Source organism: Kineococcus aurantiacus, from assembly GCF_013409345.1.
In the GTDB taxonomy this organism is placed as follows: Bacteria; Actinomycetota; Actinomycetes; order Actinomycetales; family Kineococcaceae; genus Kineococcus; species Kineococcus aurantiacus.
Genome location: NZ_JACCBB010000001.1, coordinates 4,159,147 through 4,179,143, shown reverse-complemented (window position 1 = coordinate 4,179,143; position 19,997 = coordinate 4,159,147). Strand labels below are relative to the sequence as shown.

The following is a 19,997-nucleotide window of genomic DNA, read 5'->3' as shown; positions in this document are numbered from 1 at the left end:
CCCACCGGTGGATCGCGACGTCGCGGTCGGGGGACGGGTGACCGTGCAGGACGACGTAAGCCACCGGGTCCGAGACGAGCTGCAGCGATGATCACTTCTGGATGAGGTCAAAGGCCGCGGTCCTCGGGAGGTGACGATCGGCAAACGCTCGATCGTCGCAGCCCACGCCGTCCTGACGCGCGATGTGCACCTGAGACGTTGGTGGCCGTCGCCCCGGCTCGAGTAGCAGGTACGGGTCCCAGCTGAGGTTGAACGAGCTAGCCCGCACTACTCGATCAGAAGGATCCGACCGAGTAGTGCGGGGCTGCGGGCGGTCAGTCCAGGTAGTCCCGCAGGACTTGCGAGCGCGACGGGTGGCGTCGCCTCAACATCGTCCTGGACTCGATCTGGCGGATCCGCTCGCGGGTCGCGCCATAGACCATGCCGATCTCGTCGAACATCTTGGGCGGGCCGTCGGTCAGCCCAAGACGCTTGCCCCTCCTGCTCGGCGCGGTCCTCGGCGTCGTGGGGTTCTTCGCCGTCCCCGTCGTGGGACTGCCGCTGGGCTTCGTGCTCGGCGTCTTCCTCGGCGAGCTGGCCGGGACCGGCCGGGGCCCGCACCGGGCGCGCTCGGCCTAGCGCTCGACCGTCGTGGCCCTGAAGAACGTCGGGCTCGGCGTGGCGATCGAGGCGGGCGCCGGGACGCTCGCCGCGATCGTCTGGGCCGTCGGGGCGCTCAGCCTGCGCTGAAGGCCACGGCCTGGTCGATCACCCAGGTCACCCCGAACCGGTCGGTGAGCATGCCGTACAGCGGGGAGAACGGCGACGGCCCCAGCGGGGTCCGGACGTGCCGGGCCCCGCGGGCGAGCCCCGTGTAGGCCGCCTCGACCTCCTCGGCGCTCCCGCAGCGCAGCGAGACGTAGACCGCGTGCACGCCCGGGTCGAAGTCCCGGTCGGTCTGGACGTCGTAGGCCATGACGTGGAAGCCGCCCGGGCTGCGCACCTCGCCCCACAGGACGTGCCCCGGTTCCCCCTGCGGGTCGTGCGCCTGCCCGTAGGTGACGAGCGTCGGCTCCGCGCCGAAGACGTCGCCGTAGAACGCCAGGGCCTCGCCGGCCTCGCCGCGGAAGTTCAGGTGGGTGGTGGTGACGGTGCTCACGGTGGGCTCCTCCGGTTCGGCCGCCGGGTCTGTCCCGGGGTCAGGAGGAACTCTGCCGGGGGTGGCGGTCAGGTCCTGGCCTCTTCTGCGGCCATGATGGAACCGTGAGCGGGACCCCGGGACGTCTGCTGTCGCTGCTGTCGCTGCTGCAGGCACGCCGCGACTGGCCCGGCCCGGTGCTGGCCGACCGGCTGGAGGTCAGCCCGCGGACGCTGCGGCGCGACGTCGAACGGCTGCGCGGCCTCGGCTACCCGGTGCGGGCCACTAAGGGACCCGACGGCGGGTACCGCCTCGACGCCGGTGAGGACCTGCCGCCCCTGCTGTTCGACGACGAGCAGGCCGTCGCGCTGACCCTCGCGCTGCGGACCGCCGCCGCGGCCGGCTCCGGGACCGGCGAGGGGGCGGCCCGGGCGCTGACCACCGTGCGGCAGGTCCTGCCGTCGCGCCTGCGGCACCGCGTCGACGTCCTCGCCGAGGCCACCGTCGTCGACGACCCGGGCGCCGGGGCGGACCCCGGGGTGCTGCTGGCCCTCGGGCGTGCCGTGCAGGCGCGCGACCTGCTGCGGCTGGACCTGCGCGGGGAGCCGCGCCGGGTCGAACCGCACCACCTGCTGCACCGCCGCGGCCGCTGGTACCTGCTGGCCTGGGACCTCGACCGCGACGACTGGCGCACGTTCCGGGTCGACCGCATCACCCCGAAGCTGCCCACCGGTCCCCGGTTCACGCCACGACGGCTCCCCGGTGACGACCCGGCCGCCTTCCTCGAGGCGCGGTTCAAGGGGTCCGCGGTCCGTGACGCGTGGCCGTGCTCGGGGCAGGTCGTGCTGCGCCGGCCCGCCGCGGAGGTCGCCGCCCTCCCCGGCGACGCGACGGTCGAGGCGCTCGACGCGGACCGCTGCCGGGTCGCCCTGGGGTCCTGGTCGTGGATCGCGCTGGCGGCCGCCGTCGGGCGGTTCGACGCGCCGGTCGAGCAGGCCTCCCCCGCAGCGCTGCGGGCCGCGTTCGCGACGCTGGCGGACCGGTTCTCCGCCGTCGGGGGCCCGGTGCGACCGGGGCGGACGCACGACGGCCCGGCCGGGGAACCCGACCGGGCCGTGCGTGTCCCGGGCGATCAGTCCAGGTAGTCGCGCAGCACCTGCGAGCGCGAGGGGTGGCGCAGCTTCGACATCGTCTTGGACTCGATCTGGCGGATCCGCTCGCGGGTCACGCCGTAGACCTTGCCGATCTCGTCGAGCGTCTTGGGCTGGCCGTCGGTCAGCCCGAAGCGCATGGAGACCACACCGGCCTCGCGCTCGGACAGCGTGTCCAGGACCGAGTGCAGCTGCTCCTGCAGCAGCGTGAAGCTCACCGCGTCGGCCGGGACGACCGCCTCGGAGTCCTCGATGAGGTCACCGAACTCGGAGTCGCCGTCCTCGCCCAGGGGGGTGTGCAGCGAGATGGGCTCGCGGCCGTACTTCTGGACCTCGACGACCTTCTCCGGAGTCATGTCGAGCTCCTTGGCGAGCTCCTCCGGAGTGGGTTCGCGGCCCAGGTCCTGCAGCATCTGCCGCTGGACGCGGGCGAGCTTGTTGATGACCTCGACCATGTGCACCGGGATGCGGATGGTGCGGGCCTGGTCGGCCATGGCGCGGGTGATGGCCTGGCGGATCCACCACGTCGCGTACGTCGAGAACTTGTAGCCCTTGGTGTAGTCGAACTTCTCCACCGCGCGGATGAGCCCGAGGTTGCCCTCCTGGATGAGGTCCAGGAAGAGCATGCCGCGGCCCGTGTAGCGCTTGGCGAGGGAGACGACCAGGCGGAGGTTGGCCTCCAGGAGGTGGTTCTTGGCGCGGCGGCCGTCCTCGCTGATCCACCACAGCTCGCGCTTGAAGATCGGGTCGATGTCGTCGCCGGAGTGGAGCTTCTCCTCGGCGAACAGACCGGCCTCGATGCGCTTGGCGAGCTCGACCTCCTGCTCGGCGTTGAGGAGGGCGACCTTGCCGATCTGCTTGAGGTAGTCCTTGACGGGGTCGGCCGTGGCGCCGGCGGTCGAGACCTGCTGGGCCGGGGCGTCGTCCTCGTCGTCGTCGCGCAGGACGAACGCGCCGCCGGTCTTCTTGGCGGTGCCCTCCTCCTCGGGCGCGTCGGCGGCCTCGGTGGTGGTCTCCTCCTCCACCACGACCTCGTCGTCCTTAAGGTCCTCGGTGAGGTCCTCGAGGGGCTCGTCGGCCTCTTCGGCGGCGGGGTCGTCGTCCTTGGCCGTCTTGGCCGTGACCTTCGACGTGGCCTTGGTGGCGGTCTTGGCCGCAGCCTTCGTCGCCGTCTTGGCGGCGGACTTCGCCGGGCCCTTGGCCGCGGCCTTGGCGGCGGGACGGGCCGGGGCGGCCCCGTCCTCCCCGTCGACCGGCGCGGCGGCGCGCTTGGCGGCCGGGCGGGCCGTCTTGGTGGCCGTGGCGGTGGAGGTGGCGCGGCGGGCGCCGGCGGCGGCGACCGCGCGCTTGGGCGCGGCCTCGGGCACCTTGACGGTGATCCCGTTGTCGTCGAGGGCGCGCAGGACGGCCTTCATGCGCTGCACGGGCAGCTGGGCGTCCTCGCAGGCCACACGAACAGCCATCGCGTCGACGTAGCCGTGGGCGGTGCCGTGCGCGAGGAGCTCCTGGAAGGGAGCGGAGGCGAACTCTGGCGGGAGCGGCCGGGAGGTCGGTACCGACGACACGGACTGCCTTTCGTCGTGGGCGGAACGAGGCTGCGCGGGCAGCAGCCGACAACGTCAACACCGGCGGGCGAGTGCTTATGCCCACGTGGGAGACAAACCCCGATTCTTGCACGGATCGGCGCCGGGGGGCGCACGACACCACCCGTGCGCCCCAGCCGGGGCGCACGGCGGGCGGCTCAGTCCTCGGGCTTGACCGCCAGGACCGGGCAGGGGGCGTCGAGCAGGATGCGCTGCGCGCTGGCCCCCAGGATGAGCTTGCCGACGGGGGTCCGGCGGCGCAGACCGATGACGATGAGGGAGGCGCCGGTCTCCTCGGCTGCCGTGATCAGGTCGTCCGCCGGGTCGTCGGAGTCGGGGACGTCGCGCAGCTCGACGCCCAGCCCGGCCGCCGTGACCTGCTCGCGCACGCGCTCGTGCACGGCCTTCAACGCCTCGGCCTCCTCGGCGTCGACCTCGCGGCCGGGCCGCTGGCTGTGCACGACGACCAACGGCGCCGACAGCCGCACGGCGGCCGCCCCGGCGCGCTCGAGGGCCGCACGGCCCTCGGGGTTGGCCACGTACCCGACGACGATCCCCATGCCGCGCCCTCCAACGTCGTAGACGATGGGTGACCGTACTACGCCGCCGCGGGGGCGGCGTCACCGGTGCGGCGCCACGGCCCGGTGCACGGCCTGCGCGACCAGCCCCGCGAGGCGGTGCCGCGGGTCCAGCCGCAGCGCCTGCTCCACGCACGCCCCGGCGCGGGCCGACCGGCCCCCCTGCCACTCCAGCCAGGCCGCGGCGGCCCACGCGGCGGCCGCCCGCGGGCCCGCGGCGTGCCGGGCGACGTCGACCGCGAGCGCCGCGGCGACGGCCGCCCGGAGCGGGTCGAACTCCCGCGCCAGGGCCTGCTCGAGCAGTTCGCCGGCACCGGGCCGCCCCGCGAGCGCGGCGTCCTGGGCCGCGCCGGTGGCCGGACCGTGCCCGCAGGTCAGCAGGACGGCGTCGCGCACGCCGACGTCCTGCAGCCCCTCCAGGACGCGGCCGCACCAGGCGGCGGGGGGCGGTCCGGGGTGTGGGCTCTCCAGCCGTTCCCCGACGGCGGTCGCGAAGGCGTCGACGACCTCGCGGCGCGGACGCGCCCCGGTGCGGGCGGTCCGGGCGGCTCGGGCGGCGGCCTCCCGCCGGGTGGTGCCGACGGGCCGGGTCGGGGGCAGGGTCGCGTCGCGGTCGGGGGCGGCGGTCATCCCCCGCCAGACGGCCTCGGCGGCCACCCGCGCCGCACCGGCGTCGGTGCGCGGGCGGCCGGCGGGCGGGCAGCAGGGCCGGTCGCAGCTCAGCGACCGCCACCGCTCGCCCGTCACGAGCAGCACCTCGTGCAGCTCGCCGCCGGTCAGGGACGCCCGCAGGTGCGCGAGGGCGGCGGCCGCGCGGGGACCCGGGTCCAGGCTCCCGGCGCGCTCGGCGGCGTCGGGGTCGTGCAGCAGCACCCGCAGGTGCGTGCCGGGTTCCCGGTGCCGGTGGGCGAGGTCGAGCAGCGGGGCGACCGCCGCGGCGACGTCCTGGGCACGGGTCGTGGACGGCAGGTCGGCCCGGCCCAGGAGGAGCAGCGGCTGCCGGCCACCGGCTCCGGGTGGGCCCAGCGCCAGGACGACGAGGCTGTCGGCGGGGTGGAACCCCAGGGCGAAGGGCACCAGCGCCACGAGCTCGCCCGCGTCGCGGGCGACGACCGGGCCGGGTGGCTCCGGGAGAGCGGGAGGGAGTGCGGGAGGAGGTGCGGGGGTCATGCCGCCAGCCTGGGCGGCGTGGTCCCCCGGCCCGGCCCGCCGTCCACAGGCGGGGGCCCGGTTCAGCCCCGCGGCCCCCTGTGCACCCGCGGGTGGTCCCCCGCGGGCCGGCGCACGCGGTCCTGTACGTACTGCTCCGTCGCGGCACGGACCGAGGCGGCCACGGCGGTGGCCACGAGGCCGTCGTCGAGCCAGCCGACGAACGGCAGCCACAGCTCGGGCACGGCGTCGACCGGGGCGATCAGGTAGAGCGTCCCCGCGGCGGCGGCCGCCAGCCGACGGCGCCCGGGCCCGGTCCAGCGGCCGGTGACGGCGTCGCGGGCCATGGCCGGCAGGAGGCGCAGCCGGCCCGCGGTGCGGACGTCGACGACGGGCACCGCCCGCAGGGGTGCCCTCACGCGAGCTGCTCGGGGGTGCGCGGGGGCAGCGCGTGCTCGGCGGCCTTGGCGATGCGCCGGAACATGACGGTGTCGACGCCGGCCCCCACGACGCCGCCGACCACGGGCAGCGCGCGCTGCGGCAGCCGCAGCAGCCCCTGGGTGCCGAACCGGGCGATGATCCGGAACCCCACGCCCTTGTTGACGAGCATGAGGACGGGCCGGGGCACGCGGGAGGTGAGGAGCCCGGTGAGGCGGCCGCCGGTGGGCAGGCCCGCGCTCTTGAGGACGTCGGTGGCGTCGGCGCCGACCAGGGTCAGCAGGACCGTCGAGCGCACCTCGGGGCGGCTGGTGTCGTGACCGCGCAGCTCGGCGACGGCGGCGACGGCGCGCACGGCCAGGACGTGGAAGGCGAAGACGTTGGCCGGGAGCGCGACCGGCAGGGTCAGCAGCCCGCCGAGGCCGGTGACGAACCCGTTGCCGGCGATGAGGCGGGAGTGCTGGCGCACGACGGCGTGCACGGCCGACTCGGTGGTGGGGTGGGCCTCGCGCGCGGCGCGGGCGACCTCCGCGGCCCCGTCGAAGGGGCCGAGGCCGTCGATGCCGACGGCCAGCAGGCGCTGGACGAGGTCGGCGGCGCGCCGGTCCAGGCCGGAGGCCTGGGCGTCGGGGGCTGCGGCGGGGGTGGGTTCGTCACGGGGAACGTCGGGGCTCACGACTCCGACGCTAACCGCTGGCCCGCCGCCCGCAAGCACAGGAGCGGAGCGGACCGGGCGGGGCCGGGGTCAGCGCGCGGGGTCCTGCTCGTTGAGGTAGGCCGCGACCTCGGCGACGCCGGCGTCGACGTAGCGGCGGCGGGCCCACCCGCGGGGCAGGCGCTGCGCGGCGGCGACCGGCGGGCGGTCCAGCTGCGGGAAGCGCGAGGCGTCGAGGCGGCGGCGCATCGCCCGGCGGTCGCGGACGAAGGGCACGACGAACAGGGCGAGCAGGCACATCTCCAGGAAGGTGGACATGCTCAGTACCTCGGCAGGACGCTCGCCGGACTCAAGCGCCCCCCGCGCCTGGTTGGATCGCGGGGTGCCCGACCGCCCCTCCCCCCGCCGCCAGCGGGCCCCCCGGTCCCCCCAGCCCGTCCAGCCCGTCGAGGGCGAGGAGCCCATCGCGACGGGCACCGTCCGCTTCGAGCAGGACCGCGACGACCCCGACGGCTGGACGGTGCTGGTCAACGGCGTCCCCAGCTCCTACGTCGACGTGGGCGACCCGACGCGGCTGGTCTTCGAGTACCAGCAGTGGACGGCGGCGGTGATCGACGCGGTGCACCCGCCCGGGCCGCTGCGGGCGGTGCACCTGGGTGGGGCCGGGTGCGCCTTCCCCCGCTACCTCGCGGCGACGCGGCCGTCCTCGCGGCAGCTGGTCCTGGAGGTGGACGCCCAGCTCGTCGACGTGGTGCGCCGCAGCTTCGGCGCCGCCGGCGCGGCGGGGTTCAAGCTGAAGGTCGCCGACGCCCGCGCCGGGCTGGCGGCGGTGCCCGCCGGGACGCAGGACGTCGTGGTGCGCGACGCGTTCGCCGGCGACCAGGTGCCGGCGCACCTGCGGACGGTGGAGTTCCTGCGGGAGGTGGACCGGGTGCTGGCCCCGGGCGGGCTGTGGGTCGCGAACCTGGCCGACCGGCCGCCGATGCCGAACTCGCGGGCGGAGCTGGCGAGCGCGCTGGAGGTCTTCGCGCACGCGGGGGTGCTGGCCGAGCCGGGCGTGTTCCGGGGCCGGCGCTACGGCAACGCCCTGGTGGTGGCCTCGCAGGTGCCGCTGCCGGAGCAGGCCCTCGTGCGGGCCCTGTCGGGGGGTGCGGCGCCAGCGCGGCTGCTGCTGGACGACGACGCCCGGCACTTCTGCGCGGGGTCGGGCGTTCTGCGGGACGAGACCGTGCCCGAGCCCGAGCCCGATCCCCAGGAGGACTCCCCCGCATGAGCACCACGGCCGAGACCGTCAGCACCGACACGGGGGGCCTGACCGGGTTCGTCCTCGGCACCGTCGAGGCCCTCGGCGCCCCGGGGGTGGGGCTGCTGAGCCTGGCGGAGGTGGTGTTCCCCCCGATCCCCAGCGAGGTGGTCCTGCCGCTGGCGGGGTTCCTCGTCCAGACCGGCGCGATCGGGCTGACGGCGGTGCTGCTGCTGTCGACGCTGGGCTCGTACGTGGGGTCGCTGCTGCTGTACTGGCTGGGGCGGGCGGTGGGCCTGGAGCGGGCGGCCCGCGTCGCCGACCGCATCCCCCTGATGGACGCCTCGGACGTCACGAGGTCGGCCGACTGGTTCCACCGCCACGAGGGGGCCGCGGTGTTCACCGGCCGGTTCGTGCCGGGCGTGCGCAGCCTCATCTCGCTGCCGGCGGGGGCGGCGGGGATGAACCTGGTGAAGTTCTCGCTCTTCACGGTGGCCGGCAGCGGGCTGTGGAACGGGCTGCTCATCGGCCTGGGCATGGCCCTGGGCACCCAGTACGAGCTCGTCGAGCGGTACGGGCACTTCCTCGACTACGCCTTCTACGCCGCGATCGCCGGGGTGCTGGTGTGGGCGGTGGCGCGCCGGGTGCGCCGCCGCCGCGCCGAGCGGGTCGGCTGAGGCGCGACGACGGCGGTGGTCCCGGGCCGGGACCACCGCCGTCGTCGCGCGCTCCGGGAGCCGCGAGGGGTCCGGAGCGGGTCAGGGACCGGTCAGGACCGGACCTCGGTGCCGTCGCTGGACCACTGGACGTGGAAGGAGCCCTCGCGGTCGGTGCGCTTGTAGGTGTGGGCGCCGAACAGGTCGCGCAGTCCCTGCACCAGCGCGGCCGAGGACCGCTCGCGGCGCAGGCCGTCGTAGTAGGCCAGCGCCGAGGCGAACCCGGGGGCGGGGATGCCGGCGGTCACCGAGTGCACCACGACGCGGCGCCAGGCCTCCTGCCCCCTGGTCACGGCGTCGGCGAAGTACGGGTCGAGCAGCAGCGAGGGCAGCTCGGGGTTCTTGGCGTACGCGTCCTTGATGCGGTCGAGGAACTTGGCGCGGATGATGCAGCCCCCGCGCCAGATCGTCGCCATGGCGCCGGGGTCGACGCCCCAGCCGTACTCGAGGGACCCGGCGCGGATCATGTCGAAGCCCTGGGCGTAGGCGACGACCTTGGAGGCGTACAGGGCCGCGCGCACGTCGTCGACGAACGCGTCGGCGTCGGCCTCGGCGACGAACCCGCCGGTGCCCTCGGCGCCGGCGCCCGGGCCGGGCAGCACGCCCTGGGCGGCCCCGCGCTGCTCGGCGTGCCCGGACAGGGCGCGGGCGAAGACGGCCTCGGCGATGCCCGAGACGGGCGTGCCCAGGTCCAGGGCGGTCTGCACCGTCCAGCGGCCGGTGCCCTTCTGCTCGGCCTCGTCGAGGATGACGTCGACGAGGGCGACGCCCTCCTGGGTCGGGTCGTCCTTCTCCAGCACCCGGGCGGTGATCTCGATGAGGAAGGACTCCAGGTCCCCGGAGTTCCAGGAGGTGAAGACCTCGGCGAGCTGCTTCGGGGTGCGGCCCAGGCCGTGGCGCAGCAGGTCGTAGGCCTCGGCGATGAGCTGCATGTCGGCGTACTCGATGCCGTTGTGGACCATCTTCACGAAGTGGCCCGCGCCGTCGGGACCGACGTGCGTGGAGCACGGGGTGCCGTCGACGGACACGGCGATGTCGGCGAGGATCGGGCCGAGCTTGGCGTAGGCGTGCTCGGAGCCGCCGGGCATGATCGAGGGGCCCAGCAGCGCGCCCTCCTCACCGCCGGAGACGCCGACGCCGGCGAAGTGGATGCCCTTCTCGCGCAGCGCGGCCTCGCGGCGGCGGGTGTCGAGGAAGTGGGCGTTGCCGCCGTCGACGAGGATGTCGCCCTCGCTCAGCAGCGGGGCCAGCTCGTCGATGACCGCGTCGGTGGGGGCGCCGGCCTTGACCATGATGACGATGGTCCGGGGCGATTCCAGGGAGTCGACGAACTCCTGGGCGGTGTAGCCCGGGACGAACGTGCCCTCGTGGCCGAACTCCTCGACCAGCGCCTTCGTCTTGGCGTCGGTGCGGTTGTGCACCGCGGTCACGTACCCGTGCCGGGCGATGTTGCGGGCCAGGTTGCGCCCCATCACCGCCAGGCCGGTCACGCCGATCTGCGCCTTCTGCGTCGTCTCATCGCTCACCCGCCGCATCATGCCGTGCCCGCCCCCGCACGGGAACCACGACCTCGCAGCACGTCGCGCAGCCGCGGGACGACGACGCCGTCGCGGGCCATGAGGGCGCGCGTCTGGCGGCGGCTGACGAGGATGCCGGCCACGCCGACGGCCCACAGCGGGAACTGCACGGCGAAGGCCACCTTGAAGGCGTCCAGGGAGTAGGTGCCCGGGGTCCCGGCCCCCTGGGCGTCCAGCAGGACCCCCACGAGCAGGATGAGGACGACGGAGGCGGTGAACCCCATGACGTTGGTCATGCCCGTGGCGCCGCCGAGGCGGTGGGCCGGGTTGGAGGTCCGGGCGTAGTCGAACCCGATCATCGACCCGGGCACCCCGGTCGCGGCGACGACGACGAGCAGCCCGAGCAGCACCAGCGGGGCCGGTCCGGGCCACAGCAGCACGAGGGCCCACACGAGGGCCTGGGACCCGACGATCGCCAGGACCAGCCACGAGCGGCGCAGCGGGTGCCGGGCCACGAACGCGCCGAACAGCGGTCCGGTGCCGGCCGCGGTGACGGTGTACAGGGTGAGCACCGCGCTCGCGGTCCCGGTGCTCAGGCCCTGGCCGGAGACGAGGAACGGGTAGCCCCACAGCGTGGCGAAGGCGTTGCCGGAGAACGGCGTGGCCCAGTGCGACCACAGCCCCAGGCGGGTGCCGGGGTGGCGCAGGGCGGCCCGCAGGTCCCCGCCGACCTCGCGCAGCGTCTTGGTGGCGCGGGGGTTGTCCCGGCCCGGCGGCACGTCGCGCAGCACGATCACCGACAGCGCGGCGGCCAGCAGCGTGAACGCCCCCATCCCGGTGTAGGCCGGTCCCCAGCCCGGCCCGTGCAGGAGGGCGACGAGCGGGACGAAGCTGAACACCTGCCCGAGCTGGCCGAAGAGGCCGACGAGCTGGGTCATCACCGGCACCCGGTGCGGGGGGAACCAGTTGGTGACCACCCGCAGGACGCTGACGAAGGTGGCCGCGTCCCCCGCGCCGACGAGGACGCGGGCCAGGACCGCCTGCCAGGTGTCGGTGCTCAGGGCGAGCACGACCTGGCCGGCGCCCATCGTGGTGGCGCCCAGGACGACGAGGCGGCGCGGGCCCCACCGGTCGATGAGGACGCCGATGGGCACCTGCAGGACGGCGTAGACGAGGAACTGCAGGACGGCGAAGCTGGACAGGGTGCCGGCGGCGATGCCGTAGCGGTGCTGGGCGTCGAGCCCGGCCGCGGCCAGCGACGTGCGGTTGGCGACGGTGACGACGTAGGCGAGCGCCCCGACGGCGAAGACGACCCAGGCGCCCTTGACGGAGCGGGCGCTCACGCGCGCACCGCCCGCAGCCGCTCACCGGCGCGGCGAACGTGCCGGCGCACGAGGTCGACCCAGCCGTCCTCGTCGTCGCGGCCCAGCGCGGCGCGCAGCTCCTCGTGCTCGGCGAGCGCGGCCGCGGTCCGCTCGGGGGACCCGGCCACGCCGGCCACGCCCATGCGCATCTGCCGGTCGCGCAGGGAGTCGTGCAGGGCGGACAGGACGTCGTTGCCGGCGGCGCGGACGACCTCGGCGTGGAAGGCGCGGTCGGCCGCCGAGAAGGCCCAGGCGTCACCGGCCGCGGCGGCGCGGCGCATGGCGAGCAGGTGCGGGGTGAGCCGGTGGGTGAGTTCGCGGCGCGCGGGCCAGGCGCGGCGGGCGGTGTGGACCTCGACGAGCTCGCGGGCCTCCAGCACGTCCTCGACCTCCTGCGGGGAGACGGGGACGACGAGGGCGCCGCGCTTGGGGATGAGCTGCACGAGCCCCTCGGACTGCAGCTTGAGCAGGCCCTCGCGCACGGGGGTGCGCGAGACGCCGACGCGTTCGGCGATGTCGCCCTCGGTCAGCAGCTGCCCGCCGGGCAGGGTGCGGTCGAGGATGGCGTGCTTGACGTGGGCGTAGACCCGCTCAGCAGCGGGGAGCGCAGTGTCCATGGTGTATCCATGCTAGCCGTTTGTCAGCACAAGCCCGCCGCGGGTCAGCCCAGGGCGGCCGCCGCCGTCCGCAGGTCGGCGACCAGGCCGGCGTACGCCGCGTCGCGGTCGGCCTCGGGCACCCGCAGCACCGCCGAGGGGTGGATCGTGCCCATGAAGGTCTTCTCCCCCCGGGACGTGGTCTGCACGATCAGCTGACCGCGGTGCTTGGTCACCCGGAAGTCCTTGGGCAGCAGCGCCTTGGCGGCCGTCGCCCCGAGGCACACGATGACGTCGGGGTTGACCACCGCCAGCTCGGCGGCCAGCCACGGCCGGCAGGCGTTGACGTGGCCGACGTCCGGCGAGGCGTGGATGCGGCGGCTGCCGGGGTCCTTCTGCGTGAACCGGAAGTGCTTGACGGCGTTCGTCACGTACGTGGTCGCCACGTCGATCCCGGCCTCGGCCACGGCCTTCTGCAGCAACCGGCCCGCCGGGCCCACGAAGGGCACCCCGCGCCGGTCCTCCTGGTCCCCCGGCTGCTCCCCCACCAGCGCCAGCCGGCCGTCGGGAGCCCCGGCGGAGAACACGACCTGCGTCGCCGGTTCCCACAGCTCGCAGCCGCGGCACGCCGGGGCGGCCTGCCGCAGCTGCTCCAGGTCGGCGCCCTCGGGGACGAACCCGGCCGCGCCGGGACGTTCGGTGCTCACCCCCCGATCATGACCGCCCGCAGGCCGGTGCGCGCCTCAGAAGGACGCGCTGCCACCGGTGGGCAGGTCGTTGCGCACGGCCAGGGTGGCGCTGGCGCGCCGCAGCGCGCCCCGGGTGCTGGGGTGCCGCTTGAGGACGTCGTCGAGGAACCCGTACTGGCGCACCAGCTGCGACGTCGCCGACGTGCGCGGTCCCCGGCGCAGGTGCGACCACCAGTCGGCGATGTCCCCCCAGCCCGGCGCCGACAGCGACCCGCCGAACTGCTGCACCGACAGCCCCGCGCACAGGTTGGCGAACGAGAGCCGCTCGGCCAGGGCCCACCCCTCCAGGGTCGCGGTGAGGAAACCCGCCCCGAACACGTCCCCGGCGCCCGTGGCGTCCAGCGCCTCCAGGCGCAGCCCGGGCACCTCGGCGCGCTCACCGGTCCCGCCGTCCACGCCGACGGCCCCGTCGGGCCCGCACGTCACCACCGCCACCTGCACGCGCTCGGCCAGGGCCCCCACGGCCGCGACGGCCGAGTCGGTGCGGGTGTAGCGCATGGCCTCGACGTGGTTGGGCAGGAACGCGTGGCAGTGCTCCAGACCGGCCAGCACGTCGGGGTTCCACTGCGTGGAGGAGTCCCAGCCGACGTCGGCGAACACCAGCGACCCCTGCTCGCGGGCCCGCAACACCCACGGCTGCGGCACGGCGGCGAGGTGGACCAGGACGCTGCGGGCGGCGGGAACCGCCTCCGGCTCGTCCACCGGGGCCGGGTGCTCGTGGGTGACCATCGCCCGGTCCCCGCCGTAGGCCAGCGAGACCGTCACGGGCGAGTGCCAGTCGTCGACGCGGTAGGACGTGGACAGGTCGACGCCCTCCTGCTCCCCCAGCGTCTGCCAGCAGAACTGCCCGTAGGCGTCGGTGCTGAACGCCGCCGACAGCGACGTCGACAGCCCCAGCCGGGACGCCGCGACCGCCATGTTCGCGATGCCGCCGGGGCACGAGCCCATCCCCGACGTCCACACCTCGGTGCCGAGGCGGGGTTCGGAGTCGAGGCCGGTGAGGACGATGTCGAGGAACACCGTGCCTCGGACGTGGACGTCGAACAGGGGCGGCTGCGTCAGCACCCCCCGATGCTGTCAGGCCGGGCGCCCGGTGGCAGCAGGGGTCAGGATGCGGGCATGGAGCACAGAACCCTGGGCAACAGCGGGACGTCGGTGTCGAACCTCGCGCTCGGCACCATGACCTTCGGCAGCGAGAGCGACCGCGACGTCGCCTTCGAGCAGCTCGACACCTTCCTGGCCGCCGGCGGCACCCTCGTGGACACCGCCGACGTCTACTCCGGCGGCGTCTCGGAGGAGATCATCGGCGCCTGGCTGGCCGACCGGCCCACCGACGTCACCGAACGCGTCGTCCTGGCCACCAAGGGCCGTTTCCCCACCTCGCCCGAACCGAACGGGGTGGGCCTGTCCCGCCGCCACCTCACGCGCGCGCTCGACGCGTCGCTGCGCCGGCTGGGGGTGGACGCCGTCGACCTGTACCAGGTGCACGCCTGGGACCCGTGGACGCCGATCGAGGAGACCCTCGCGACGCTGGACTCCTTCGTCCGCGCCGGCAAGGTCCACCACGTCGGCCTGTCCAACTTCACGGGGTGGCAGTTGCAGAAGGCCGTCGACGTGGCCGACGCGGGAGGTTTCTCCCCGCCGGTGACGCTGCAGCCGCAGTACAACCTGCTGGTCCGCGAGATCGAGTGGGAGATCGTGCCGGCCGCGGAGGAGAACGGCCTGGGCCTGCTGCCGTGGTCCCCGCTGGGCGGGGGCTGGCTGTCGGGCAAGTACACCCGGGACCAGGCCCCGACGGGGGCGACCCGGCTGGGCGAGAACCCCGAGCGCGGCGTCGAGGCCTACGCGCGGCGGAACGCCCAGCAGCGCACCTGGGCCGTCGTGGCGGCCGTCCAGGACGTCGCCCAGGCCCGCGGGGTGCCGATGGCGCAGGTCGCGCTGGCTTGGCTGGCCGCGCAACCGGCCGTGAGCTCGGTCATCCTCGGCGCCCGCACCACCGCCCAGCTGGTGGAGAACCTCGGGGCGGCCGACCTGGAGCTCGAGGCCGCCGAGCTCGCCGCTCTCGACGAGGCCAGCGACCCCGAACCCGCCGACTACCCCTACGGCGGGCCGGGGTCGACCCAGCGGTCCCGGAAGCTCACCGGGGGCCGCTGAGACCCGTTCCGGTCAGTCCGCCGGCGCCTGCTGCCCCTGGGAACCGGGGTGGCGGGCGTCGTCGGCCTCGTTGATCGCGGGCAGTTCCTCCCAGCCCTCGCGGGCCTCCTGCGACAGCTCCCGGGACCTGCGCAGGTGCTCGGCGGCGCTGTCCGGCGCCGCGTCGTGGACCTGCTCGTCCGCGGGACGTTCCTCTGCTGCGGGCACGTTCTGCTCCCTCACCTCTCGTGCGGCTTCCGGTCGGCGGCCACAGCTTCGCGCTGCCCCATCGGCTCCGAGGGACCCACGGTCGTGTCGCGGTTCGTCTGCTTCTCCGACTCCGCGTTCACCTCGGCCCCCAGCAGGATGGCGTAGCTGGTCAGCCACAGCCACATGAGCAGGACGACGACCCCGGCCATCGAGCCGTAGTTCTTGGCGTACGACGTGCTCCCGGCGACCGAGACGTACACCGAGAAGCCGATCGAGACCAGGAGCCACAGGACGGTCGCGACCCCGGCGCCCACCGACAGCCACTTCAGCCGCGGCGCGTCGCGGTCGGGCGCGACCCGGTACACCACGCCCAGGGCGACGACGACGAGGGCCAGCAGCAGCACCCAGCGCAGCACGTTGACGACGAGCCCCACGACGGTGCCCGCCCCCAGCGCCTTGACCGCCACCGGGACGACCCCGATGAAGGCGATGGCCAGCAGCATGAAGACGATCGCGCCGACCGTCAGCAGCAGGGCGGTGCCCTTGAGCTTGACGAACCCGCGGGTCTCCTTCTCGTCGTAGGCGGTGTTGGTGGCGGCCATGAGGTTCTGCACGCCGCTGGAGGCGCTCCACAGGGCCAGGACGATCGCGACGACGGCCGTGATGCCGGCCGCGGACTTGCCGTTCGCGACGTTCGTCACCTGGCTGGTCACCAGGTCCCGCGCCGCCTGCGGGATCGCCTCGACGCCGTTGATCTGGTCGACGATGCTCCGGGTGTCCCCGAAGATCCCCCAGACGAGGAACGCGGCGGTCAGCGCCGGGAAGATGGCCAGGAACGCCTTGAAGGCGACGCCGGCGGCCAGCAGGGGGACCTGGTCCTCCTTCGCCTCGGCCCAGGCGCGCTTGGTGACGGCCAGCCAGCCGCGGGCGGGGATCTGCTGGGGGGACTCGGCCTCCTCACCGTGGTGGTGGACGGACAGGTCGTCTCGGCGAGTCGTTCTGCTCACACCCCCCACGATGCTCCGACCTGCGCCGATGCGCACGGCGAGGCGCCGGCGGGGGGTCCGGAGCCGCTCAGGCCGCCGAGGCCCGGCCCGCCACGAAGGAGGCCCACAACCGGGCGTAGTACCCGCCCCGGTCCAGCAGCTCGGCGTGGGTGCCCTCCTCCACGACCCGGCCGCGGTCCAGGACGACGATCCGGTCGGCGCGGGCCGCGGTGGACAGCCGGTGCGCCACGACGATCGTCGTGCGCCGGCTCGCGGCGGCGTCGCTGGCCGCGGCGATCGCCGCCTCGGCGGCCGGGTCGAGAGCCGCGGTCGCCTCGTCGAGCAGCAGCACGTCGGGGTCGACGAGCTCGGCGCGGGCCAGGGCGACGAGCTGGCGCTGACCCGTGGACAGGTTCCGGCCGCGCTCGCCGACGACGAACCCGTACCCGCCCGGCAGCGCGGCGATGGCCGCGTCCGCCCCGACCGCGACGGCCGCGGCCCGCACCTGCTCCGGGCTCGCGCCCGGGCGGGCGTAGGCGATGGCCTGCGCCACCGTCCCGTCGAACAGGTACGCCTCCTGCGGGACGACGCCCAGCCGCTGCCGGAACCCCTCCAGGTCCAGGTCCCGCAGGTCCCGGCCGTCGACGAGCACCCGCCCGCCGGTCGGGTCGTAGAACCGCGCGACGAGCTTGACCACCGTCGACTTCCCCGCGCCGGTCTCCCCCACCAGCGCCACCGTCTCCCCCGCCCGCACGTGCAGGTCCAGCCCGGACAGCGCCGGGCGCGCGCTGCCCCCGTAGTGGAAGTCGACGCCCTCGAACCGCAGGTCACCGGCCAGCCGGTCCACCGGCGCGGGGTGCGCCGCGGCCGGCACGGTCGTCGGGGTGCGCAGCAGGTCGCGCAGGCGGCGCAACCCGACCGCGGCCTGCTGGTAGCCGTCGAAGACCTGCGACAGCTGCTGCACCGGGGTGAAGAACAGGTCGACGTACAGCAGGAACGCCACGAGCACCCCCACCGAGATGCGCCCGTCGCGGACCATGAGGCCGCCGGTCACCAGGACCAGGGCGGCCGTGGCCTCGTTGAGGAACTGCACGAACGGGAAGTACGTCGCGATGTACCGCTGGGCGCGCAGCCGGGCCTGCCGGTAGGCCCACCCCCTGGCCCGGAACCGCTCGGTGTCCTCGCGCGTGCGCACGAACGCCTGCGTCACCCGGACGCCGGCGACGGACTCCTGGAACTGCACGTTGACGGCGCTGACGCGCTCGCGGGCCTCGGTGTACGCCGGGCGGGAACGGGACCGGAACAGCAGCGTCGCCACCACCAGGACCGGCAGGACGCCCACCACCACCAGCGCCAGCTCCGGTTCCAGCACGAACATCGCGACGAACACGCCCACGAGGGAGAGCAGGCTGACGAGGCTCTGGGCCACCCCGCTCTGCAGGAACTGCGACAGCGCGTCGACGTCGGTCGTCATCCGGGTCATGATCCGGCCGGCCTGCTCACGCTCGTAGTAGTCCAGCCCGAGGCGCTGCAGCTGCGCGAACGTCTTCAGGCGCAGGCTGAACAGCAGCCGCTCCCCGGTGCGGCCGGTGACGCGGCCCTGCCCCCGGGTCACGAGCCAGTCCAGGACCACGACGGCGGCGGCGACCGCCGAGGCCACGCCCAGGGCGTGCAGGTCCTCGCGCGCGACGCCGTCGTCGAGGCCGTCGCGGACCAGCTGCGGCAGGAACAGCTGGGCCAGGGCGTCCCCGGCGACCAGCAGCATCCCCGCCGCCAGCGCCCAGCGGAACGGGCGCAGCAGCGACCCGAGCCCGAAGGACGGGTCGGGCCGCTCGGCCGCCGCGACGTCCACGTCGGGCACGTCGCCGGTGGCCGGCAGCGCCTCGATGCGACGCAGCAGGTCGGCCGAGACGGGCAGCCCCGCGTCCACGGCGGCCGCGGCCGCGGTCCGCCCGCCCCGGCGCGGGGCCGGGACGGGGCGGGTGGCGTGCGGGACGCGCTCGGGGACGGGCGCGGCGCCCGCCGCGTCCGGGTCGAACAGCCGGCGGAACACCGCGCAGCGCTCGCTGAGCTCGGCCTCCGTCCCGGCGTCGACGACACGGCCCTCGTCGAGCACGACGACGCGGTCGGCCAGCCGCAGCGTGGAGCGCCGGTGGGCGACGAGCAGGACCGTCTGCCCGGGCTCGCGCTCGTCGGCCAGGGCGGTGAGGATCCGCTGCTCCACCGTCGGGTCGACCGCCGAGGTGGCGTCGTCCAGGACGAGGACGCGCGGGCGCGCCAGCAGCGCCCGGGCCAGGCCGATGCGCTGGCGCTGCCCGCCGGACAGCGTCAGGCCCTGCTCACCGACCAGGGAGTCCCAGCCGTCGTCGAGGGCGTCGACGAACCCCTCGGCGGCCGCCGTGCGCAGCGCCGCGCGGACCTGCTCGTCGGTGGCCGTGGGGACCGAGTAGGCGACATTGGCGCGCACGGTGTCGGAGAACAGGAACGTCTCCTCGAAGACCATCCCGACGGCGCGGCGCAGCTCCTCGGGGTCCAGGTCGCGCACGTCGACGCCCCCCACGCGCACCGCGCCGGTGCCGACGTCGTGGAAGCGGGCCAGCAGCCCCGTCAGCGTCGACTTGCCCGACCCGGCCGTGCCGACCAGGGCCAGGGTGCCGCCGGCGGGGATCGACAGGTCGACGCCGTCGAGCACCGGCCGGTCCGGGGCGAACCCGAAACCCACCCCGGCGAACTCGACCGACAGCGGCCCCTGCGGCAGGTGGGCGCTCGGGCGGCGGTCCGGGGCCAGGATCCGCGGGGCGGTGTCGACCACCTGCAGGACCCGCTCGACCCCGGCCCGGGCCTGCTGACCCATCGTCAGCAGACCGGCCAGCTGCCGGACGGGCGCCACGAGGCTGCCCAGGTAGGTGGAGAAGGCCAGGAAGGTGCCGACCGTCAGGTGCCCGGTCAGCGCCAGCCACCCGCCGAACAGCAGGACCCCCACCTGCCCCAGCGCCGGGACGGCCTGCAGCGCGGGCCCGTAGCGGGCGTTGTACCGCACCACGCGCATCCGCTCGGTGAACAGGTCCTGCACGACGCCCTCGAGGCGGCGCAGCTCGGCGGCCTCCTGGCCGAACCCCTTGACCACCCGGACGCCGGTGACGGCGGCCTCGACGTGCGCGGCGACCTCGGCCGCGCGCGCCTGCGCGGCGAAGTTCGCGGGGAACAGGTCCCGCCGGCTGCGCCAGGCGATCCAGAACAGCGCCGGGCCGATCGCCAGCGCCACCAGCGTCAGCGGCGGCGACAGCACGGCCATGACGACGAGGGAGACCACGAACAGGACGGCGCTGCCGGTGACGTTGGGCAGCCAGGCCAGCAGGCCCTGGACGAGCTGGACGTCGCTGATGGAGCGGCTGACGACCTGGCCGGTGGACAGGCCGTCGAGCTGGCGGCCGTCCATGCGCTGGACGGCGGCGTGGACCTCGTTGCGCAGGTCGAACTGGACGTCGAGGGACAGCCTCCCGGCGGTGAACCGGCGGACGAAGCCGAGGGCGTAGACGAGCAGGCCCGCCGCGACCAGCAGCGCGGCCCACGGCCACAGGGACGCGCCGGGCGTGCCGATGACGTCGTCGACGACGTGCCGGACGACCAGCGGCAGGAGGGCGGTGACGACGTAGGCGACGACGGCGGCGCCGAAGGACAGGACGAGGTCCCGGGGGTGCCGTGCGCAGTGACCGGCGAGCCGGCGCAGCCACCCCCCGGCCGGGACGGGGGCCTGGGGACGTGACGAGGGCACGGTTGACGACACTAACCGCGAGCTGCGACACATGCCC

At 75.2% G+C, this 19,997-nt stretch carries 20 protein-coding genes and 1 pseudogene; 5 read left to right on the top strand and 16 right to left on the bottom strand.

Going from position 1 to position 19,997, the window contains the following annotated elements:
• Window positions 1-314: 314 nt before the first annotated feature.
• Window positions 315-470: pseudogene (locus tag BJ968_RS19995) on the bottom strand (sigma factor-like helix-turn-helix DNA-binding protein); the annotation flags it as partial.
• 1 nt (window position 471) lies between these two features.
• Here BJ968_RS19995 and BJ968_RS19990 point away from each other — a divergent pair.
• Window positions 472-618 (top strand): DUF456 family protein, encoded by a 147-nt coding sequence (locus tag BJ968_RS19990; RefSeq protein WP_218885194.1) that lies wholly within the window; start codon window positions 472-474, stop codon window positions 616-618.
• Between the two features lie 97 nt (window positions 619-715).
• On the opposite strand, the gene BJ968_RS19985 is transcribed toward BJ968_RS19990, so the two are convergent.
• Window positions 716-1,138, bottom strand: a complete 423-nt coding sequence (locus tag BJ968_RS19985) for a VOC family protein (protein WP_179754794.1) — start codon at window positions 1,136-1,138, stop codon at window positions 716-718.
• A 104-nt stretch (window positions 1,139-1,242) separates the two neighbouring features.
• On the opposite strand from BJ968_RS19985, the gene BJ968_RS19980 reads away from it, so the two are divergent.
• Window positions 1,243-2,262 (top strand): WYL domain-containing protein, encoded by a 1,020-nt coding sequence (locus tag BJ968_RS19980; RefSeq protein ID WP_179754792.1) that lies wholly within the window; start codon window positions 1,243-1,245, stop codon window positions 2,260-2,262.
• On the opposite strand, the gene BJ968_RS19975 is transcribed toward BJ968_RS19980, so the two are convergent.
• The 6 genes from BJ968_RS19975 to BJ968_RS19950 form a co-directional block, all read right to left on the bottom strand.
• Window positions 2,250-3,833, bottom strand: coding sequence for an RNA polymerase sigma factor (locus BJ968_RS19975; protein WP_179754790.1), 1,584 nt, complete (start codon window positions 3,831-3,833; stop codon window positions 2,250-2,252). The genes BJ968_RS19980 and BJ968_RS19975 overlap by 13 nt on opposite strands.
• 176 nt (window positions 3,834-4,009) lie before the next feature.
• On the bottom strand, window positions 4,010-4,411 hold the full coding sequence (locus BJ968_RS19970) for a universal stress protein (RefSeq protein WP_179754788.1): 402 nt from the start codon (window positions 4,409-4,411) through the stop codon (window positions 4,010-4,012).
• A gap of 60 nt (window positions 4,412-4,471) precedes the next feature.
• Window positions 4,472-5,515 carry a DUF4192 family protein gene (locus BJ968_RS19965; RefSeq protein ID WP_218885193.1) on the bottom strand — a complete coding sequence of 348 codons (1,044 nt, stop codon included), beginning with the start codon at window positions 5,513-5,515 and terminating at the stop codon, window positions 4,472-4,474.
• Between the two features lie 146 nt (window positions 5,516-5,661).
• Entirely contained in the window at window positions 5,662-5,997 is a 336-nt protein-coding gene (locus BJ968_RS19960) for a DUF1232 domain-containing protein (RefSeq protein WP_179754784.1), read from the bottom strand.
• Window positions 5,994-6,692, bottom strand: coding sequence for an EcsC family protein (locus tag BJ968_RS19955; protein ID WP_179754782.1), 699 nt, complete (start codon window positions 6,690-6,692; stop codon window positions 5,994-5,996). The genes BJ968_RS19960 and BJ968_RS19955 overlap by 4 nt, the downstream gene beginning before the upstream one ends.
• Window positions 6,693-6,761: 69 nt before the next feature.
• A complete protein-coding gene (locus BJ968_RS19950) occupies window positions 6,762-6,989 on the bottom strand; it encodes a hypothetical protein (RefSeq protein WP_179754780.1) in 228 nt (75 codons plus the stop codon).
• 64 nt (window positions 6,990-7,053) lie between these two features.
• On the opposite strand from BJ968_RS19950, the gene BJ968_RS19945 reads away from it, so the two are divergent.
• Both BJ968_RS19945 and BJ968_RS19940 read left to right on the top strand, forming a co-directional pair.
• Window positions 7,054-7,944 carry a fused MFS/spermidine synthase gene (locus BJ968_RS19945; RefSeq protein ID WP_218885192.1) on the top strand — a complete coding sequence of 297 codons (891 nt, stop codon included), beginning with the start codon at window positions 7,054-7,056 and terminating at the stop codon, window positions 7,942-7,944.
• Complete coding sequence (locus BJ968_RS19940) at window positions 7,941-8,591, top strand: DedA family protein (protein ID WP_179754776.1); 651 nt, start codon at window positions 7,941-7,943, stop codon at window positions 8,589-8,591. The genes BJ968_RS19945 and BJ968_RS19940 overlap by 4 nt, the downstream gene beginning before the upstream one ends.
• Before the next feature lie 92 nt (window positions 8,592-8,683).
• Here BJ968_RS19940 and gndA read toward each other — a convergent pair whose 3' ends face one another.
• The 5 genes from gndA to BJ968_RS19915 are packed head-to-tail and all read right to left on the bottom strand — an operon-like array spanning window position 8,684 to window position 13,921.
• Complete coding sequence (gndA, locus tag BJ968_RS19935; RefSeq protein ID WP_179757086.1) at window positions 8,684-10,165, bottom strand: NADP-dependent phosphogluconate dehydrogenase; 1,482 nt, start codon at window positions 10,163-10,165, stop codon at window positions 8,684-8,686.
• Complete coding sequence (locus BJ968_RS19930; protein ID WP_179754775.1) at window positions 10,165-11,490, bottom strand: MFS transporter; 1,326 nt, start codon at window positions 11,488-11,490, stop codon at window positions 10,165-10,167. Before BJ968_RS19930 ends, gndA begins: the two co-directional genes overlap by 1 nt.
• The gene (locus tag BJ968_RS19925; protein ID WP_179754773.1) at window positions 11,487-12,128 is read right to left on the bottom strand and encodes a GntR family transcriptional regulator; all 642 of its coding nucleotides are present in this window, start codon (window positions 12,126-12,128) and stop codon (window positions 11,487-11,489) included. Before BJ968_RS19925 ends, BJ968_RS19930 begins: the two co-directional genes overlap by 4 nt.
• Before the next feature lie 44 nt (window positions 12,129-12,172).
• Entirely contained in the window at window positions 12,173-12,814 is a 642-nt protein-coding gene (locus BJ968_RS19920) for a UdgX family uracil-DNA binding protein (protein WP_179754771.1), read from the bottom strand.
• 36 nt (window positions 12,815-12,850) lie between these two features.
• Entirely contained in the window at window positions 12,851-13,921 is a 1,071-nt protein-coding gene (locus BJ968_RS19915; protein ID WP_179754769.1) for a PfkB family carbohydrate kinase, read from the bottom strand.
• 54 nt (window positions 13,922-13,975) lie between these two features.
• Between BJ968_RS19915 and BJ968_RS19910 the strand changes: the two genes are divergently transcribed.
• Entirely contained in the window at window positions 13,976-15,010 is a 1,035-nt protein-coding gene (locus BJ968_RS19910; RefSeq protein WP_179754767.1) for an aldo/keto reductase, read from the top strand.
• 12 nt (window positions 15,011-15,022) lie between these two features.
• Here BJ968_RS19910 and BJ968_RS19905 read toward each other — a convergent pair whose 3' ends face one another.
• From BJ968_RS19905 to BJ968_RS19895, 3 genes are all read right to left on the bottom strand, one after another.
• Window positions 15,023-15,217, bottom strand: a complete 195-nt coding sequence (locus BJ968_RS19905; protein WP_179754765.1) for a hypothetical protein — start codon at window positions 15,215-15,217, stop codon at window positions 15,023-15,025.
• A gap of 11 nt (window positions 15,218-15,228) precedes the next feature.
• Window positions 15,229-16,206, bottom strand: coding sequence for a YihY/virulence factor BrkB family protein (locus BJ968_RS19900; protein WP_343078175.1), 978 nt, complete (start codon window positions 16,204-16,206; stop codon window positions 15,229-15,231).
• 67 nt (window positions 16,207-16,273) lie between these two features.
• A complete protein-coding gene (locus BJ968_RS19895) occupies window positions 16,274-19,993 on the bottom strand; it encodes an ABC transporter ATP-binding protein (RefSeq protein WP_179754763.1) in 3,720 nt (1,239 codons plus the stop codon).
• Window positions 19,994-19,997 lie beyond the last annotated feature (4 nt).